The sequence below is a fragment of the Pseudomonas putida genome (assembly GCF_003228315.1).
GTDB classification, from domain to species: Bacteria; Pseudomonadota; Gammaproteobacteria; order Pseudomonadales; family Pseudomonadaceae; genus Aquipseudomonas; species Aquipseudomonas putida_S.
This window is the reverse complement of the sequence record NZ_CP029693.1, coordinates 6149246-6165528: the sequence shown is the minus strand read 5'-3', so window position 1 is coordinate 6165528 and position 16283 is coordinate 6149246. Positions and strand designations below refer to the sequence as shown.

Annotated in this window: 17 protein-coding genes; 7 read left to right on the top strand and 10 right to left on the bottom strand. The window is 59.9% G+C overall.

The window, feature by feature from the left end; genetic code table 11:
• Window positions 1-58: 58 nt before the first annotated feature.
• Window positions 59-985 carry a transaldolase gene (gene tal, locus DKY63_RS28795; RefSeq protein WP_110967231.1) on the top strand — a complete coding sequence of 309 codons (927 nt, stop codon included), beginning with the start codon at window positions 59-61 and terminating at the stop codon, window positions 983-985.
• 74 nt (window positions 986-1059) lie between these two features.
• Here the strand turns inward: tal and rssC are convergent, their stop codons facing one another.
• The 3 genes from rssC to DKY63_RS28780 form a co-directional block, all read right to left on the bottom strand.
• Window positions 1060-1542, bottom strand: a complete 483-nt coding sequence (rssC, locus tag DKY63_RS28790; RefSeq protein WP_110967230.1) for an anti-sigma factor antagonist RssC — start codon at window positions 1540-1542, stop codon at window positions 1060-1062.
• Window positions 1542-2723: a two-component system response regulator RssB gene (rssB, locus tag DKY63_RS28785; RefSeq protein WP_110967229.1), complete on the bottom strand. Its 1182-nt coding sequence runs from the start codon at window positions 2721-2723 to the stop codon at window positions 1542-1544. The genes rssC and rssB overlap by 1 nt, the downstream gene beginning before the upstream one ends.
• 379 nt (window positions 2724-3102) lie before the next feature.
• The gene (locus DKY63_RS28780) at window positions 3103-3792 is read right to left on the bottom strand and encodes an MlaA family lipoprotein (RefSeq protein WP_110967228.1); all 690 of its coding nucleotides are present in this window, start codon (window positions 3790-3792) and stop codon (window positions 3103-3105) included.
• Between the two features lie 196 nt (window positions 3793-3988).
• Here DKY63_RS28780 and DKY63_RS28775 point away from each other — a divergent pair, with 196 nt between their 5' ends.
• Both DKY63_RS28775 and DKY63_RS28770 read left to right on the top strand, forming a co-directional pair.
• Window positions 3989-4609 (top strand): HAD family phosphatase, encoded by a 621-nt coding sequence (locus DKY63_RS28775; RefSeq protein WP_110967227.1) that lies wholly within the window; start codon window positions 3989-3991, stop codon window positions 4607-4609.
• A gap of 124 nt (window positions 4610-4733) precedes the next feature.
• Window positions 4734-4997, top strand: coding sequence for a DUF4404 family protein (locus DKY63_RS28770; RefSeq protein ID WP_110967226.1), 264 nt, complete (start codon window positions 4734-4736; stop codon window positions 4995-4997).
• 107 nt (window positions 4998-5104) lie between these two features.
• On the opposite strand, the gene queF is transcribed toward DKY63_RS28770, so the two are convergent.
• Together queF and DKY63_RS28760 are read right to left on the bottom strand one after the other, a co-directional pair.
• Entirely contained in the window at window positions 5105-5935 is an 831-nt protein-coding gene (gene queF, locus DKY63_RS28765) for an NADPH-dependent 7-cyano-7-deazaguanine reductase QueF (protein WP_110967225.1), read from the bottom strand.
• 61 nt (window positions 5936-5996) lie between these two features.
• Window positions 5997-6521: a cupredoxin domain-containing protein gene (locus DKY63_RS28760; protein ID WP_110967224.1), complete on the bottom strand. Its 525-nt coding sequence runs from the start codon at window positions 6519-6521 to the stop codon at window positions 5997-5999.
• Between the two features lie 155 nt (window positions 6522-6676).
• On the opposite strand from DKY63_RS28760, the gene DKY63_RS28755 reads away from it, so the two are divergent.
• Window positions 6677-7357, top strand: a complete 681-nt coding sequence (locus DKY63_RS28755) for a heavy metal response regulator transcription factor (protein ID WP_110967223.1) — start codon at window positions 6677-6679, stop codon at window positions 7355-7357.
• Window positions 7357-8706, top strand: coding sequence for a heavy metal sensor histidine kinase (locus tag DKY63_RS28750; protein WP_110967222.1), 1350 nt, complete (start codon window positions 7357-7359; stop codon window positions 8704-8706). Before DKY63_RS28755 ends, DKY63_RS28750 begins: the two co-directional genes overlap by 1 nt.
• Before the next feature lie 109 nt (window positions 8707-8815).
• Here the strand turns inward: DKY63_RS28750 and DKY63_RS28745 are convergent, their stop codons facing one another.
• From DKY63_RS28745 to DKY63_RS28735, 3 genes are all read right to left on the bottom strand, one after another.
• Window positions 8816-10060 carry a lipoprotein-releasing ABC transporter permease subunit gene (locus DKY63_RS28745; RefSeq protein WP_110967221.1) on the bottom strand — a complete coding sequence of 415 codons (1245 nt, stop codon included), beginning with the start codon at window positions 10058-10060 and terminating at the stop codon, window positions 8816-8818.
• A 67-nt stretch (window positions 10061-10127) separates the two neighbouring features.
• Window positions 10128-10811 carry a lipoprotein-releasing ABC transporter ATP-binding protein LolD gene (lolD, locus tag DKY63_RS28740; protein WP_204354267.1) on the bottom strand — a complete coding sequence of 228 codons (684 nt, stop codon included), beginning with the start codon at window positions 10809-10811 and terminating at the stop codon, window positions 10128-10130.
• A gap of 7 nt (window positions 10812-10818) precedes the next feature.
• Complete coding sequence (locus tag DKY63_RS28735) at window positions 10819-12069, bottom strand: lipoprotein-releasing ABC transporter permease subunit (RefSeq protein ID WP_110967219.1); 1251 nt, start codon at window positions 12067-12069, stop codon at window positions 10819-10821.
• Window positions 12070-12163: 94 nt separating this feature from the next.
• Here DKY63_RS28735 and DKY63_RS28730 point away from each other — a divergent pair, with 94 nt between their 5' ends.
• Together DKY63_RS28730 and DKY63_RS28725 are read left to right on the top strand one after the other, a co-directional pair.
• Window positions 12164-12745 (top strand): PilZ domain-containing protein, encoded by a 582-nt coding sequence (locus DKY63_RS28730; RefSeq protein WP_110967218.1) that lies wholly within the window; start codon window positions 12164-12166, stop codon window positions 12743-12745.
• Window positions 12746-12759: 14 nt separating this feature from the next.
• Entirely contained in the window at window positions 12760-13482 is a 723-nt protein-coding gene (locus DKY63_RS28725) for a glycerophosphodiester phosphodiesterase (protein WP_110967217.1), read from the top strand.
• A gap of 42 nt (window positions 13483-13524) precedes the next feature.
• On the opposite strand, the gene sthA is transcribed toward DKY63_RS28725, so the two are convergent.
• Window positions 13525-14919 carry a Si-specific NAD(P)(+) transhydrogenase gene (gene sthA, locus DKY63_RS28720; RefSeq protein ID WP_020798487.1) on the bottom strand — a complete coding sequence of 465 codons (1395 nt, stop codon included), beginning with the start codon at window positions 14917-14919 and terminating at the stop codon, window positions 13525-13527.
• Between the two features lie 207 nt (window positions 14920-15126).
• The gene (locus tag DKY63_RS28715; RefSeq protein WP_110967216.1) at window positions 15127-16113 is read right to left on the bottom strand and encodes an FAD:protein FMN transferase; all 987 of its coding nucleotides are present in this window, start codon (window positions 16111-16113) and stop codon (window positions 15127-15129) included.
• Between the last annotated feature and the right edge of the window lie 170 nt (window positions 16114-16283).

Here is a 16283-nt window from a genome sequence, read left to right as displayed (position 1 = left end):
CTTGAGCGGCTGTCAGCGCTCGGGTAATGTCATCAGACCCATAGGACAGAGCACGCTCATGACTTCCAAGCTGGAACAACTCAAGCAATTCACCACCGTGGTTGCCGACACCGGTGACTTCGAAGCAATCGCCCGCGTTAAACCGGTGGATGCCACCACCAACCCTTCCCTGTTGCTCAAGGCTGCGGCCATCCCCGCCTATGCCGATCTGCTCAATGCCTGTGTCAGTGACTGCAAGGGTGATGTCGGTCTGGCCAGCGACCGTTTTGGCGTCGCGGTGGGGCAGGAAATCCTCAAGGTGATTCCCGGTCGCATCTCCACTGAAGTGGATGCGCGCCTGTCGTTCGACACTGACGCTGTCCTCAAGCGTGCGCACCGTCTGATCGAGTTGTACGAAAAAGCCGGCATTGGCCGTGACCGCGTGCTGATCAAGATCGCCTCGACTTGGGAAGGCATCCGCGCCGCCGAGATCCTGGAAAAGGAAGGCATCCAGACCAACCTGACCCTGTTGTTCTCCTTCGCCCAGGCCGCTGCCTGTGCCGACGCTGGCGTGTTCCTGATTTCGCCGTTCGTGGGTCGCATCTACGACTGGTACAAGAAAGCCACCGGTAACGAGTACACCGGTGCGGACGATCCGGGCGTGCAGTCGGTGACGCGCATCTACAACTACTACAAGGCCAACGACTACAAGACCGTGGTGATGGGTGCCAGCTTCCGTAACCTGAGCCAGATCGAGCAACTGGCCGGTTGCGACCGCCTGACCATCAGCCCGGACCTGATCGACAAACTGGCTGCCGACACTGGCAAGCTCGAGCGCAAACTGGCGCCGGGCCACGCGGGCGAAGCGCGTCTGAACCTCAACGAAGCGCAGTTCCGCTGGTTGTCCAACGAGGACGCCATGGCGACCGAGAAACTGGCTGAAGGGATCCGTCAGTTTGCCCGGGATCAGGAGAAGCTTGAGGCACTGCTGCAGGCCAAGCTGTGATCTGAGGGGCTGAAATGCAAAAAGGGCGAACCCTCACAGGTTCGCCCTTTTTTTTTGCGTGGTCGGTTATGAAATCAATGCCGCTCCAGCGCATTCACCAGGTCATGGAACGCTTCCCGGTTGGAATCGTTCAGACCCATGAGGATCTTGTGCGCTTCCAGCACCTTGATCCGCACGACCTCTTCGGACTGGTCCTGATCAGGCAGGTCGTCCAGGCATTCCGGGCACGGAATTGGCTTGTTGACGATGTTGAACACCTGCTCGAAGCCCATCGACTGCAACAGCCGGGTGATGTCTTCGTGGGTGGTGACGACCGTCGGCAGCAGGCCGACTTTCTGCCTCGACAGGATCGACAACTTGGCCAGAAGGCCCAGGGTCGTGCTGTCGATGCTGCGGGTTTCGGTCAAATCGATCACGATCGCGTTGAAATTCATCGCGGTGAAGATTTTCTCAATAGTCGCATCCAACGCCGAACACAGGGTCAGGCGAACTTCACCGACGAACTTCAGGACGAAGGTGCCATCCTGCTCGGCGAACTGGATTCTACCGGTACTCATTAAAGATTCCTGCTCAACACCAACAGGGCGATATCATCCGGCATCTCCCCTAGCGTGGCCAATCCAAAAACCTGCCGCAGGCCATCCAGGCTGCCGCCCGCTGCCTTGACCCGTTGGGGCAACGCAGCTTCTTTTTCTTTGAGTGTGGGTTCTGGCAAAAGGTCCAGAATGCCATCAGACATCAGCGTCAGGCTGAACGTCGGCGGCAGCTCCAGCACGTGGTCTTCGTAGGTGGCTTCATTGAAGAGGCCCACCGGCAAGCCACGCCCTTCCAGATAACGAACACTGTCGGGTGTGTACAACACAGGCAACGGCAAATGACCGCCGATGCTATAGGTCAACAAACCTGTCTCCTCGTCGATGACTCCACCGACCATTGTGACGTGTTTACCCAGCTTACAACTGATCAGGCCCCGGTTGATATGACCAAGAACCTCTGAAGGCTTGAATTCCGGCAACGTACCGCTGCGCTTGGACTCGAACAACAGCCGCGTGGTCATGAACTTCAGCAGCACGGTAACAAAGGCTGAAGAGGCGCCATGACCGGAAACGTCCGCCAGATAGAACGCAACCCGGCGCTCGTCGACCCGGAAATAGTCAACGAAATCACCCGACAGATACAGCGACGGGATGATCTGGTGAGCAAACTTGAAATCGTCGATGGCCCACGGGCTGCCCGGCAGCATGTTCATCTGCACCTGTCGACCGGCATTCTGGTCTTCCTGGAGCAGGTTCAGGCTGGCGGCGAGCTCGCGGTTGGCCTTTTCCAGCTTCTCGCGGTAACGCTGGTTTTCCACCAGCAGACGCGCACGATCCAGGGCTCGACGCACGGAATGCTCAAGCACAGCCAGATCTTCGAGAGGCTTGATCAGGTAATCCGCCGCACCCAGGCGCAGCGCTTCGACCGCGTCGTTCATCACGCCGGCACCCGAGACCACGATCACCGGTGTTTGCGGCGACAATTCGGTCACCTGGCGAATGAGTTCGAGCCCACCCATCTGCGGCATGCGCAGATCGCAGATGACCAAGTCGGGCTTGTCTTGCTCGAATACCTGAAGACCCTGCTGGCCATTGCTGGCCTGCAAGACGCTGAAACCACTGTCTTCCAAATAGGCCGCGAGGCTCGCGCGCACTACTTCGTCATCATCGATTATCAGCAGCGTGGCACTGGTTTTTGGCATGTGGGCAAACGGCGCCAGAATTAGGTTGGCGTAGCGGCTCGGATTTTGGCCCGGCTCACACTACTGGATTCGCTTTCTAGCCTCTCTGTCTCACTGCCTTCGAGCATTTGCCCTACACACAGTTACACCAGAGGTGCCCTTCTAAGGCGCAGACGGTACTCCCATCCGCGAGGCGTTTCAAGCTCACACCGATGGTCGCTTTGAGGTGCCCATCGTTGAAATCACCGGGAGTTATAAGAACCTTCCAAAGCGAAACTCAATGGAAGGTTAAACCTGTAGGAGCGAGCAAGCTCGCGATGATTTTCAACGACTCCGCGGCCTTGCTGGAAGAACGCGGCGCACTTGAGTTCATCGCGAGCATGCTCGCTCCTACAGAGGATCAGAAATCGTCTTCGACCTGACCGTCCTTCACCTTGAACTCACGGTTCTGCAGGTAGGCGTTACGAATGAAGATGTACTTGTCGCCGGTGATCAGCTTCTCGGAAGACAGCAGGTTGGCGCGGGTATCGACAATGTTCAGGCCGAAGATCGAGTTACGCGCCGGAACATCGTTGATGTACGGGTACGGGCCGGTGTAGCTGTCGACGAGTTTCGAAGGTGCATCGCGCAAGGTGCTTGGGCCCAGCAACGGCAGCATCACGTATGGACCGCTGCTCACGCCCCAGTAACCGAGTGTCTGGCCGAAGTCTTCGTCATTGCGTTGCAGGCCCATTTTGGTACCCACGTCGAAGAAGCCCAGCAGGCCGAAGGTGGTGTTGAAGATCAAACGTGCGGTGTCGACACCGGCCGCCGCAGGTTTGGCCTGGAGGAGATCGTTGACGAGGTTGGTCACGTCACCGACGTTGCGGAACATGTTGTGGATCCCGTCCTCGAGGAACTGCGGGGTCACGTACTGATAGCCCTGCGCCAGAGGCTTCAGTGCATAAGTATCGACCACATCGTTGAACTGGTAGATCGGACGGTTGATGCTTTCCCAAGGGTCGTCTTCCGAGGCTGCCTGGGCAACAAACGGAACCAGCAATGCGCTGGCGCATACACAAAAGCGGGCTAGAGGGTGGGTCCAGCGCATAAAAAACTCCTTGGGTTGTACTGGCGCGGGCGCCTGGCCCGGCATCAAGCTGGCAAGTATAAGTCGGAAACAGCTTTCAGGCATATTGCACAAACTTCGCCCGAAAGGATTCAAACCAAATGTGAGCGATTCACATTAGTGTCACTCTACTGTCACTGCCACGCTCTAGTCTTCCTGCTATTTCAGGGACGCTCACATGCCACACGCCGATGCCTTGCCGCAAAACGCACCCAGCCTGACCGCCGTACTGTTCGGTCTCAGTGGTTGCCTGGTGGATTTCGGCGCGCACACGCACCGGCATGGCAGCCACTCGGCCGAACACGCCGAAGCCACTCCCGGCGCCCTCGACAGCCTGAACAGTCTGCAGCGCCAGCAAATCCCCTGCGCCTGGCTCGACGAACTGCCCCCTGCCCTCAGCCTATCCCTGGCCGTGACGCTGCCGGACTGGATCAAACCTTCGCAACACGGCGCAACAATTCAACCCTGGCCAGCACCGAATGCGTGCTGGCAGGCGTTGATGGCATTGAACGTCGAGCGACTGGACGGTTGCGTGCTGGTCAGCGGTGAACCGCGCTTGCTGCAATCGGGACTGAACGCCGGCTTGTGGACTATCGGCCTGGCGTCCTGTGGATCGTTGTGCGGGCTTTCGCCCGAGCAATGGCAGGCATTACCGCCCCAAGAGCGGGACATCAAACGCGGCAAGGCAACCATGCAGCTGTTTGGCCTTGGCGTGCACTCGGTGATCGATCACCTCGGCGAGCTCGACACTTGCCTGGCGGACATCAATCTGCGCCGGCTCAAGGGCGAAAAGCCCTGATCGCAGCTGTACACCCATGAAGGCATGCAGGTTGCTCGGGAGTGGATTAATCTTAGGAAAGCCATAGATCTTTGGCGTGCCGCCGCGGTCTATGCCAGTGCCTATCGAGAAAAGGAAGAACGCCATGCCCGCCCGCGAACTGCAAGAACAGCTCAATGCCCTGCGCGAGCAATTGGACAAGAATCCGCCGCTGTCCGAAACCGAGCGTGAAGATCTGCACAAGCTGATGGAACAGATCAAACTTGAGCTTGAGCTCGAAACCAAAACCCAGGACGTCAACCTCGCCGATAACGTGAATCTGGCCGTCGATCGCTTCGAACTGGAGCATCCGACCCTCGCCGCCACCCTGCGCCAAATTGGTCAGGCCCTGCACAGCATGGGGATCTGAACCCACCGGATGCAATGTAGGAGCGAGCATGCTCGCGATGGTGTACCAGTCGACATCAACGTAACTGACACTCCATCGCGAGCAAGCTCGCTCCTACAGGAACACAGTCATTGACGAACCAGACGATGGTTCGGCAACTGCACTTCCTCAGTACTGCGATACGGATTGATATCCAGCCCGCCACGGCGCACATAGCGCGCATACACCGTCAATTTCTCCGGCTTCAGCAAACGCTGCAGGTCCAAGAAAATCCGCTCCACGCACTGCTCGTGGAAGTCCGAATGCTGACGGAAGCTGACGATGTATTCCAACAAACTCGCGTGATCCAGCGCCGCACCACGATATTCCACCACCACGCTGCCCCAGTCCGGCTGACTGGTCACCGGGCAATTGGATTTCAGCAAATGGCTGTGCACGCTCTCTTCGACAACGCGCGATGAGTCGCAACGCAGCAGCTCCGGGCGCGGATGCTCATAGTTGCTGACACTGATATCCAGATCATCGACGCACACACCCGGCAATGCCACGACGCCCTCGGCTTCCACATCCTTAAGGCTGCGCACACGCACGCCAACCGGCTTGCCAGCAGCGGCCGACAGATCCTTGACCAACGTCGCCTCAAGGCTCGCGGTGTCGGCGAACGGCGTCTGATTCAGGGAGTTGAGGTACAGCTTGAACGACTTGGATTCGATGATGTTCGGCGAATCCGCCGGGATGCTGAACTCGCCGATCGCCACCACCGGCTTGCCCGATGGCAAAAGCCAGGACAGTTCGAAGCAGTTCCAGAAGTCCACGCCCTTGTACGGCAGGGTGTCCGCCGTCAGGCCCAGTTCGGCCCACTTCGCGGTACGCGGGATCGGGAACAGCAGGGACGGCGTGTAGGTGGCGATGTATTCGCTGGATTTGCCCAGCGGCGAGTGTTCGGCTGCGGGATGCATGGCGGAAACCTGACTGAAGAATCAGCGGATTCTATCAGCCTTTGCTTCCGCCTTTGAGTGCTTACTGACTGACTGTCAGTTTGCCGACCATGCCCGCCTGGTAATGGCCGGGGATATTGCAGGCAAATTCCAGGCTGGTGGCCTTGCTGAAGGTCCAGGTCAGCTCGGCCGTCTTGCCCGGCTCCACCAGCACGCTATTGGGATCGTCGTGTTTCATGGCGCCGTGATCCATGCCAGCCATGGCGCTGTGGTCCATGTCCTTCATACCGGTCGGCGTCAGCATGCCGCTTTGCTGCATTTTCAGCATTTCCTGCTGGTGGCTGGCATGCATTGCCGCATCACCGAGGTTGAACTCATGCAGCAACTGGCCTTTGTTGACCAGCACGAATCGCACGGTCTCCCCTGCCTTGACGTCGATGGCCTTGGGGGTGAACGACATGTCCCCCATCACCACTTCGACACTGCGGGTCGCCTTGGCCGCCGCGGCCGGTTGGCCGAAGTCATAGGTATGTCCCGGCGCTGCGCCGACCTGCGAACTCAAGGCCCATACACAGGCAGCCAGCACCACTGATTTGCGCAAAAACATGGTCGTACTCCAACACAATAAGGTTCAGCCTGTGGAAAACACTAAACTGCCGGCGCTGCCGGTAACCTGACAGCCAGATTACAACTTTGTCAGCTTGAACTGCACCGTCCCCTGCCACGGTATAAAGCGCACGTTCCATTTAATCAGAGACACCCATGAAACTGCTGATCGTCGAAGACCAACCGAAAACCGGTCACTACCTGCGCCAGGGCCTGGCCGAAGCCGGCTTCAACATCGAGTGGGTGGCCGACGGCAGCACCGGCCAGCAACTGGCATTGAGCGGTGAGTACGCACTGTTGATTCTCGATGTGATGCTGCCGGGACGCGATGGCTGGCAGATTCTGCAAGCGGTGCGCGGCGCCGGCCTGGATACGCCCGTGCTGTTCCTCACCGCTCGAGATGCTGTGGAGGACCGGGTTCATGGCCTTGAACTGGGCGCCGACGACTATCTGGTCAAGCCCTTCGCCTTTTCCGAACTGCTGGCCCGGGTACGCAGCCTGCTGCGCCGTGGCAGTGCGGCGCCCCAGGAAACCACCCTGCAACTGGCCGACCTGTGCCTGGACCTGATTCGCCGGCGCGTGGAGCGCAGCGGCCAGCGCATCGACCTGACGGCCAAGGAATTCGCCCTGCTGGAAATGCTCCTGCGTCGCCAGGGCGAAGTGCTGCCAAAATCGCTGATCGCCTCCCAGGTCTGGGACATGAATTTCGACAGCGACACCAATGTCATCGAAGTCGCGATCCGCCGCCTGCGCCTGAAGATCGACGATAACTTCCCCAATAAACTGATCCACACCGTGCGCGGCATGGGCTACGTCCTCGAAGAGCGCAGCGCCTGATGCTCAGGCTTTCATTGAGCACTCGTCTGGCGCTGCTGTTTGCGGCGTGCACGGCGGTGGTTTCGCTGACTGCCGGAGTGTTGTTCAGCCGTGCCAGCGAGGCGCACTTCGTAGAGCTGGATCAGCAATTGCTGGAGAGTAAGTTGATTGGCCTGCGCCGGGCACTGCACGATATTCAATCCAGCGACAGTGCAGTCAGGCTGAACGATGAATTGAGCCGACAGGCCGATCTGTCGCTGCGTATCAGCGGCAGCGATGGCAAGCCCTGGTATGACAGCTCGACGGAGCTGCCGGGCACGCTGCCGCAAACAACCGGGCTGTCGACGATCAACAACGCGGGCACCGATTACCGGGTGCTCAATGCCCCGCTGTTTCCTGACCGGGCCGATTCGCCGCAATTGACCCTGCTGCTGGATATCACCCACCACCAGCACTTCCTGCAACGCATGCAGCACCTGATCTGGCTCACGGTGGGCCTGTCGGCACTGGCCACCGCGCTGCTGGGTGCCTGGGCAGCCCGCAGCGGCTTGCGCCCGCTGCGACGCATCAGCGCTGTCGCCAAAGGCGTTTCGGCGCAATCGCTCAACGCCCGCCTGCCCGAAGAAAACATGCCGCCGGAAGTGGCTCAAATGGCTCGCCACTTCAATGCCATGCTCAGGCGCCTCGACGACTCCTTCCAGCGACTGTCGGGGTTTTCCGCCGACATTGCCCATGAATTGCGCACCCCGCTGTCGAATCTGCTGACCCACACTCAGGTCACCCTGACCCGCCCCCGTTCCATCGAGGAATACCGCGAGGCGCTGCACAGCAATCTGGAAGAGCTGCAATGGATGGCGCAACTGGTCAACGACATGCTGTACCTGGCAAAAGCCGATCACGGCCTGCTCGCGCCCAAACGCGAACCGCTGGAGTTGGCGGAGGAAGTGGATGCGTTGATGGAGTTCTTTGCGCCATTGGCCGAGGACGCAGGAGTGAGGCTCGGTCGCGAAGGGAGTGGCCGAATCGAAGGCGATCGCAACATGTTGCGTCGAGCGCTTTCCAATCTGCTGGACAATGCCTTGCGGTTTACCCCGGTCGATGGCGAGATTCTGGTGCGCATTGTCGATCAGCCGGAGGGCATGAGCCTGACGGTCGAAAACAGTGGTGAAGGGATTTCCAGAGACTTGCTACCGCGACTGTTCGACCGTTTTTACCGGGCTGATCCGGCGCGTCATGAAGGCAGCAGTGAGCATGCAGGGTTGGGGCTGGCGATTACCCAGTCGATCGTGCGGGCTCATGGGGGACAGATTCGGTGTGAATCAGAAAGGGGATGGACGCGGTTTGTGATCGAGTTGCCAACAGGAGATTGAGGCCAACAGGACCGGCCCCTTCGCGAGCAGGCTCGCTCCCACATTGGATCTGCGGTGTTCACAAATCCCCCTGTGGGAGCGAGCCTGCTCGCGATGGCGGTTTCAGAGATTACGAATACCGCAAGGCAGTCGCCGGCTCGACCTTCGCCGCCCGCCACGCCGGATAAACCGTGGCCAGAAAGCTCATGATGAACCCCGCCGAACAGATCAACAGCACGTCCCCACTTTGCAGCTCGGACGGCAGGTTGCTGACGAAATACACATCGGAACTGAAGATGTGTTGCCCTGTAACGCGCTCGACCCAGCCCACCATTTCACTGACGTTCAACGCCGCAATCACGCCAAGAATGCCACCGATCAGCGTGCCGACAATCCCGATCACCGTGCCCTGCACCATGAAGATCGCCATGATCTGCCGTGGCGTGGCGCCGATGGTTCGCAGGATCGCGATGTCCGCACCCTTGTCGTTCACCACCATGATCAGGGTCGCGATGATGTTGAACGCCGCCACGGCCACGATCAGCAGCAGCAACAGGCCGATCATGGTCTTTTCCATTTTCATCGCGCTGAACAGGCTGCCCTGGGTGTGGGTCCAGTCGTCAGCCTTGAAGGCTTCGCCCAGGCCCGAGGCGATGGTGCTGGACACTTGCGGCGCGGCGTACAGGTCTTTCACCGCCAGGCGCACGCTCTGTACCTGATTCGGTTCCCAGTGCTGCATCTGCGCGGCGTCCGCGACGTTGATCAGGGCCATCGAACCATCCAGCTCGGCACCGACCTTGAACACGCCAACCACGTTCAAGCGCTGCATGCGCGGGGTGATGCCACCCGGTGCATTGCTGACTTCCGGCACGATCAGGGTGATCTTGTCGCCGACATTCAGACGGAAGCGGCGCGCGGTGATTTCACCGATCACCACGCCAAACTCACCCGGTTTCAAGGCCTCCAGGCTTCCCTGGACGATGTGTTTGGCCACGATGGAGACCTGACCTTCCAGCGCCGGATCGACACCGCTGACCTGGATCGGCTGCATCGTGCCCTTGTAGGACAGCATGCCCTCCATCTCGGTGAACGGCACCGCTGCGGTCACTTGCGGGTTTTTCAGGGCGGCAGCCGCAACGGGCTGCCAGTCATCGATCGGATTGACGCCAACGATAGTCGCGTGCGGCACCATCCCGAGGATGCGTGAACTCATTTCGCGCTGGAAGCCGTTCATCACCGACAACACCACGATCATCGCCAGCACGCCCAGGGCGAGGCCGATCATCGAGGTCATCGAGATGAAGGAAACAAAGCGATTGCGGCGCTTGGCGCGGGTATAGCGCGTGCCGATAAAGATCGATAACGGTCTGAACATTCGCTGGGACACCGTATAGAAACAAAAAGACCCGACGTACTTATAAGTCCCGTCGGGTTTCGACCAGTCAGATAGGCGTCAGGCAACCTTCCTGCAGGTGCAGGACGCGGTCCATCTGGCGGGCCAGGTTCATGTCGTGGGTCACCACCAGGAACGCCGTGCGCATCGAGGTGCTGAGTTCGAGCATCAAATCCTGAATGCCTTCGGCCGTGTGTAAATCGAGGTTGCCGGTCGGCTCGTCGAGCATCACCAGCCCTGGATTGTTGACCAGGGCGCGGGCGATGGCCACACGCTGGCGCTCACCACCGGACAGTTCCGCCGGTTTGTGCTCCAGGCGATGCCCCAGCCCTACCCGCTCCAGCAACGCGGTCGCACGCTTGCGCGCCTCGGGAATCGCCGTCTTGCCGATCAACAGCGGCATGCAGACGTTTTCCAGCGCGGTGAACTCCGGCAGCAGATGGTGGAACTGGTACACGAAACCCAGGGCACGGTTACGCAGCAGGCCGCGCTTCTTCTCGCTCAATGCCGAGAGTTCTTCACCGTCGAGCCAGACGCTGCCCTTGGTCGGGGTATCGAGGCCGCCCAGCAAGTTGAGCAAGGTACTTTTGCCCGAACCCGACTTGCCGACTATCGCCACGCGCTCGCCCGGATGCAGTTCCAGCTGCAAACCGGAAAGAACTTCCACCGACTCCGGGCCTTCCTCGTAGGATTTGCCCAGGTTGCGGCAGCTCAAGATTGCTTTATCACTCATGCCCGACTCACTCATAACGTAGCGCCTCCGCAGGCTGGGTGCGCGCGGCACGCCAGGCTGGATACAGGGTGGCGAGGAAACTCAGGACCAACGCCGCGGAGCAGACCATCACCACGTCCTGGCTCTGCACTTGCGACGGCAGGTAATCAATGAAGTACACGTCGGCGTTGAGGAATTTATGGCCGATCAGGCCTTCCAGCGCCGAGATCGCGGCGCTGACATTCAGCGCGGCGAAGATTCCCAGCACCGCGCCGATGGCCGTGCCGACCACGCCGATCACCGTGCCCTGCACCATGAAGGTCCGCATGATGGTGCCCGGCGTGGCGCCCAGGGTACGCAGGATCGCGATGTCGCTCTTCTTGTCGTTGACCACCATGACCAGCGTGGAAATGATGTTGAACGCAGCGACGGCGACGATCAGCAGCAACAGCAGGCCGATCATGGCTTTTTCCATGCGGATTGCCTGATAGAGGTTGCCGTGGGTGCGGGTCCAGTCGCGGGCGTAATAGCGATCTTCCCCCAGTTCCCGGGCAATGCTCCACGCGGTACGCGGCGCCTGGAACAGGTCGTCGAATTTCAGGCGAATGCCCTGGACCTGATCCGGCTTCCAGCGGTGCAGTCGCGCCAGATCCTGAAGATTGGTGATGCCCAGGTAGCCGTCGATTTCGCCAGCGCCAACGTGAAAGATGCCCATCACGGTGAAGCGCTTCATGCGCGGGAACATCCCGGCCGGGGTCACGGTGACCTCCGGTGCCACGAATGTCAGCTTGTCGCCGATGGCCGCGCCGAGCTTGGCTGCCGCCTTGTCGCCGATGACGATGCCGAACTCGCCGGGCTTGAGGTCGTCGAGTTTGCCCTGTTGCATGAAGTTATCGATGATCGACACCTGACGCTCCAGCGCCGGGTCGATGGCATTGAGCAGGACCTTGGAGACCTTGCCGTTGTTGGTCAGCAAACCCTGCATCTGGGTAAACGGCGCCACCGCCGTGACCTGCGGGTTCTGCTTGACCTTGGCGGCAAGGCTCGGCCAATCACTGATCGGCTCGCCGGACTCGATGGTCGCGTGGGGCACCATGCCCAGCACACGGGTGCGCATCTCATGATCGAAGCCGTTCATCACCGATAGCACCACGATCATCACGACCACGCCAAGGGCGAGCCCGATCATCGAAGTCAGGGAAATGAAAGACACAAAATGATTGCGACGCTTTGCACGGGTGTAACGCGTGCCGATGAATACGAAGAGAGGTCTGAACATGTCGGGGCTTGTTCGGAGGGAAAAGGAACGTCCTTGTGGCGGGGGTCGATAACCAGCTTTACACTCAGACCACCGCCGCTACCATGGGTTCGCCATGTCGACATTAGATGAAGAAGATCGCCGCGAATACTACCGTATCGAGGACACGATCGCACTGGAAATTCGGCCCCTGTCCGCTCCCGAAGCGGCAGGTCAGGAAGTGTTGCAAGATGCTTCCCCACTCTTCAATCTGCTCAGCGAATTGCACCTGAGCGAATTCGAGTCGCAACACCTGTTGCGCCAGATCAGCGAACGCGATCGCAATATCGCGGCCTTTCTCAAATCCCAGAACAAACGCATCGATCTGCTCAGCCAGGTGATCGCCATCACGGTACTGGGCCAGATCGGCGAGCCGCAGCCGGTGATCATCTCCGAAGGCGGCATCGACTTTCAGCACCCGACCCCGTTCGACGTCAATGCGCGCCTCTCGGTCAAGCTGGTGCTGATGCCCCAAGCCCTGGGCCTGCTGCTGCGCGCTCGTGTCACCCATTGCGACCGCAAGGGTGGCGGTTACGATGTCGGCACCGAGTTCGAACACCTGACCGATGCCCAGCGCCAATTGCTCGCACGCCACATCTTGCAAAAGCAGGCTCAGGAACGGCGTCTGGCCCGCGAACAACTCGACTCAGGCAATTAATTTAAGGAAGAACCGTGACTCTCATCTACGGCCATCGCGGCGCCAAGGGCGAAGCACCGGAAAATACCCTGACCAGCTTTCAGGAGTGCCTCAAGCACGGCGTACGCCGTTGCGAACTGGACCTGCACCTCTCCATGGATGGCGAGCTGATGGTCATCCACGACCCGACGCTCAAACGCACCACCGACCGTCGCGGCAAGGTCGTGGAGCACACGGCCGCCGAACTGGTGACCTACGACGCGCGCAAGGGCGGCCCGGGCTGGATCAAGCCCTGCCCGATTCCGACGTTGGAAGAACTGTTCGAGAAGTGCGACTTCGAGCACTGGCAGCTGGAGGTCAAGAGCGCCTCGCGCACCCGTGCCGCGACCACGGTGCTGGCGATCCGCGAAATGGCTCAACGCCACGGCCTGATGGACAAGGTGACAATCACCTCGAGTTCGCGAGAAGTGCTGAAAGCGGCACTGGAGCTGGTACCGGATGTGTCCCGCGGACTGGTGGCCGAATACGCCTGGCTCGACCCGCTGAAGGTCGCGGCAAGCTATGGTTGCGAGATTCTGGCTTTGAACTGGACCCTGTGCACACCGGAACGCCTGCAGAGGGCGCAGCGGCAAGGGCTGCATGTGTCGGTGTGGACCGTCAACGAGCCTGCGCTGATGCGCAGGCTCGCCGACTTCGGCGTTGACAGCCTGATTACAGACTTTCCCGGTTTGGCCACTGCCACCCTCGAGAATTGCTGAAATCGGTCTCCCCGGCCGGCTCAGGCCACCGGCCGGAGCCGCTTAAAAAAGCCGGTTGAGGCCGTCGTACGCCGCTACCCGATAGGCTTCAGCCATGGTCGGGTAGTTGAACGTGGTGTTGACGAAGTACTTCAGGGTGTTGAGTTCGCCCGGCTGGTTCATGATCGCCTGGCCGATGTGCACGATCTCCGAAGCCTGGTAGCCGAAGCAGTGCACGCCCAGCACTTCCAGGGTTTCACGGTGAAACAGGATCTTCAGCATGCCCTGTGGCTCGCCGGCGATCTGCGCCCGCGCCATGCTCTTGAAGAAGGCCTTGCCCACTTCGTATGGCACCTTGGCCTGGGTCAGTTCCTGCTCGTTCTTGCCGATCGAGCTGATCTCCGGAATGGTGTAGATGCCGGTCGGCACGTCATTCACGAAGCGCCAACTGCCGTTATCAACGATGCTGCCAGCGGCCGAACGGCCCTGGTCGTGGGCGGCACTGGCCAGGCTCGGCCAGCCGATCACGTCGCCTGCGCCGTAGATATTCTGGATACCGGTGCGGTAATTCTCGTCAACTTCGATCTGGCCACGGCTGTTGACCTTCACGCCGATGTTTTCCAGACCCAGTTGATCGGTGTTGCCGGTCCGGCCGTTGCACCAGAGCAAGGCGTCGGCCTTGATCTTCTTGCCGGACTTGAGGTGCAGGATCACGCCGTTGTCCACGCCTTCGACGCGGTCATACTCTTCGTTGTGGCGAACGGTGATGTTGTTGTTGCTGAAGTGGTAGCTCAGTGCCTGGGAAATTTCCGAGTCGAGGAAGCTCAGCAACTGACCGCGGTTGTCCACCAGCTCAACCAGAACCCCCAGACCGCTGAAGATCGAGGCGTATTCGCAACCGATCACGCCGGCGCCGTAAACGATCAGCTTGCGCGGGGTGTGGCCGAGGCTGAGGATGGTGTCGCTATCGTAGATACGCGGGTGGTGGAAATCGATGTCGGCCGGGCGGTACGGGCGCGAGCCGGTGGCGATGATGATGTGCTTGGCCACCAGTTTTTCCACCACACCGTTGGCGCAGACCACTTCGATGGTTTGCTCGTCGGCGAAGCTACCGGTGCCGAAGAACACGTCGACGCGGTTACGGGCGTAGTAGCCGGTACGCGATGCGACCTGCTTGGAGATGACCTTCTCAGCGCTTTTCAACACGTCCGGGAACGAGAACCAGCGCGGCTCACCAATGGCCCGGAACATCGGGTTGGTGTTGAACTGCATGATCTGCCGGACCGAGTGACGCAGTGCCTTGGACGGGATGGTACCCAGGTGGGTGCAGTTGCCGCCGACCTGGCGACGGCTATCGACCATCGCCACCTTGCGTCCTGCCTTGGCGGCGTTCATTGCCGCGCCTTCTCCCGCCGGACCGGAACCCAGCACCACCACGTCGTAGTTGTAGACAGCCATGCGTACTCCTCAGAACAGGCCGCGGCGCCCTCGGCACCTGCGGCTAAATCACGCCAGTCAGTGGCGTGAAGGAACAATTTGGGGCCAATACCGAACCCGGACACAGTCTATAGAAGCGTCAACGCCGCGCACATTAACCCTTGGTCGCGTCGTAGGCTAGTTTTGCCTGCACAACAGCGCCAGTTCTCGATGCTTGAGTTGCCCGAATCATTGGGTTTTACCGCCAGCGAGACGCTCGAAAGCGTGACTGGTTCGTGTGACGAAACCTGTATCGGCACGAATCACAAAAAATGCGCCGATATCGTGTTTTTCTGCGTAATCCCAACCGCGCTCAGGGCCGAGAATCAACAAAAGCGTCGACAAGCCATCGGCCATCAGCGCCGAAGGATGAATCACCGTAACCGACGCCAGGGCGTGTGAGATTGGCGCACCGGTGCGGGCATCGAAGGTGTGGGAAAAACGCTGGCCACCCTGCACGAAATAATTCCGGTAGTCGCCGGAGGTGGACAGGCCGTAACCGTCGATGGCGACAATACGCTCGGCCACTTGTTGATCGTCGCGAGGCTCCTCCAGGGCAATGCGCCAAGGCGAGCCATCGAGCTTGCTCCCCGCCGCCTTCAGCTCACCCGTGGCTTCGGCCAGGTAATTGTGAATCCCCATCGCCTCAAGCTTCGCAGCGATCATATCGACGGCGTAGCCGGCAGCAATGCTGTTGAAATCGACTTCCACAGCAGCGTCCTTGCACAGCTCATCACCCTCGATGCGCAGGTGTGCGTGCCCGACACGCTGCCGCACCTCGGCCAGCGCTTGCGCAGTCGGGACTTTTTCTTCGCGCGCCTGGGGGCCGAAACCCCAGAGATTGAGCAGCGGCTCCACCGTCAGATCGAACGATCCGTCGCTTTGTGATGAAAGCTGCTCACCGACCCGGACCAGCTCAAGGACTGACGCGGGCATTTTCTGGCAACTGTTGGCGGGCAACTGGTTGAAGCGCTCGATATCGGAGTCGCTGCGATAGGTCGAGAGTTGCCGGTCGACGTCGGACAGGATCCTTTCAACCTCGACCTGAACCCCCGCAGGCTTGGGCAAACCGGAATAGCGTACGTATTTGATTGAATAAGTGCTGCCCATGGTCGGGCAGCCGAAGCTTTCCATGGCGTCGTCATTGCCGCAGCCTGACAACGTTCCTGCAAGCACTATGAAAACGCCCCACAGTCTGATCAACAAATCCTGACTCCCACCTTCCAATCACTGACACACCGCCAAGGGCGGCCATTATGCGATAGAAAATGTGGGAGCGAGCCTGCTCGCGAAAGCGGTATGTCAGCCAACATTGATACTGACTGACCTCCCTGTTTCGCGAGCAG

Bases quoted from the DNA above. Each gene is read 5' to 3' on its own strand.
- tal (WP_110967231.1), top strand. From the start codon at position 59: ATGACTTCCAAGCTGGAACAACTCAAGCAATTCACCACCGTGGTTGCC.
- rssC (WP_110967230.1), bottom strand. From the start codon at position 1,542: ATGAGTACCGGTAGAATCCAGTTCGCCGAGCAGGATGGCACCTTCGTC.
- rssB (WP_110967229.1), bottom strand. From the start codon at position 2,723: ATGCCAAAAACCAGTGCCACGCTGCTGATAATCGATGATGACGAAGTA.
- DKY63_RS28780 (WP_110967228.1), bottom strand. From the start codon at position 3,792: ATGCGCTGGACCCACCCTCTAGCCCGCTTTTGTGTATGCGCCAGCGCA.
- DKY63_RS28775 (WP_110967227.1), top strand. From the start codon at position 3,989: ATGCCACACGCCGATGCCTTGCCGCAAAACGCACCCAGCCTGACCGCC.
- DKY63_RS28770 (WP_110967226.1), top strand. From the start codon at position 4,734: ATGCCCGCCCGCGAACTGCAAGAACAGCTCAATGCCCTGCGCGAGCAA.
- queF (WP_110967225.1), bottom strand. From the start codon at position 5,935: ATGCATCCCGCAGCCGAACACTCGCCGCTGGGCAAATCCAGCGAATAC.
- DKY63_RS28760 (WP_110967224.1), bottom strand. From the start codon at position 6,521: ATGTTTTTGCGCAAATCAGTGGTGCTGGCTGCCTGTGTATGGGCCTTG.
- DKY63_RS28755 (WP_110967223.1), top strand. From the start codon at position 6,677: ATGAAACTGCTGATCGTCGAAGACCAACCGAAAACCGGTCACTACCTG.
- DKY63_RS28750 (WP_110967222.1), top strand. From the start codon at position 7,357: ATGCTCAGGCTTTCATTGAGCACTCGTCTGGCGCTGCTGTTTGCGGCG.
- DKY63_RS28745 (WP_110967221.1), bottom strand. From the start codon at position 10,060: ATGTTCAGACCGTTATCGATCTTTATCGGCACGCGCTATACCCGCGCC.
- lolD (WP_204354267.1), bottom strand. From the start codon at position 10,811: ATGAGTGATAAAGCAATCTTGAGCTGCCGCAACCTGGGCAAATCCTAC.
- DKY63_RS28735 (WP_110967219.1), bottom strand. From the start codon at position 12,069: ATGTTCAGACCTCTCTTCGTATTCATCGGCACGCGTTACACCCGTGCA.
- DKY63_RS28730 (WP_110967218.1), top strand. From the start codon at position 12,164: ATGTCGACATTAGATGAAGAAGATCGCCGCGAATACTACCGTATCGAG.
- sthA (WP_020798487.1), bottom strand. From the start codon at position 14,919: ATGGCTGTCTACAACTACGACGTGGTGGTGCTGGGTTCCGGTCCGGCG.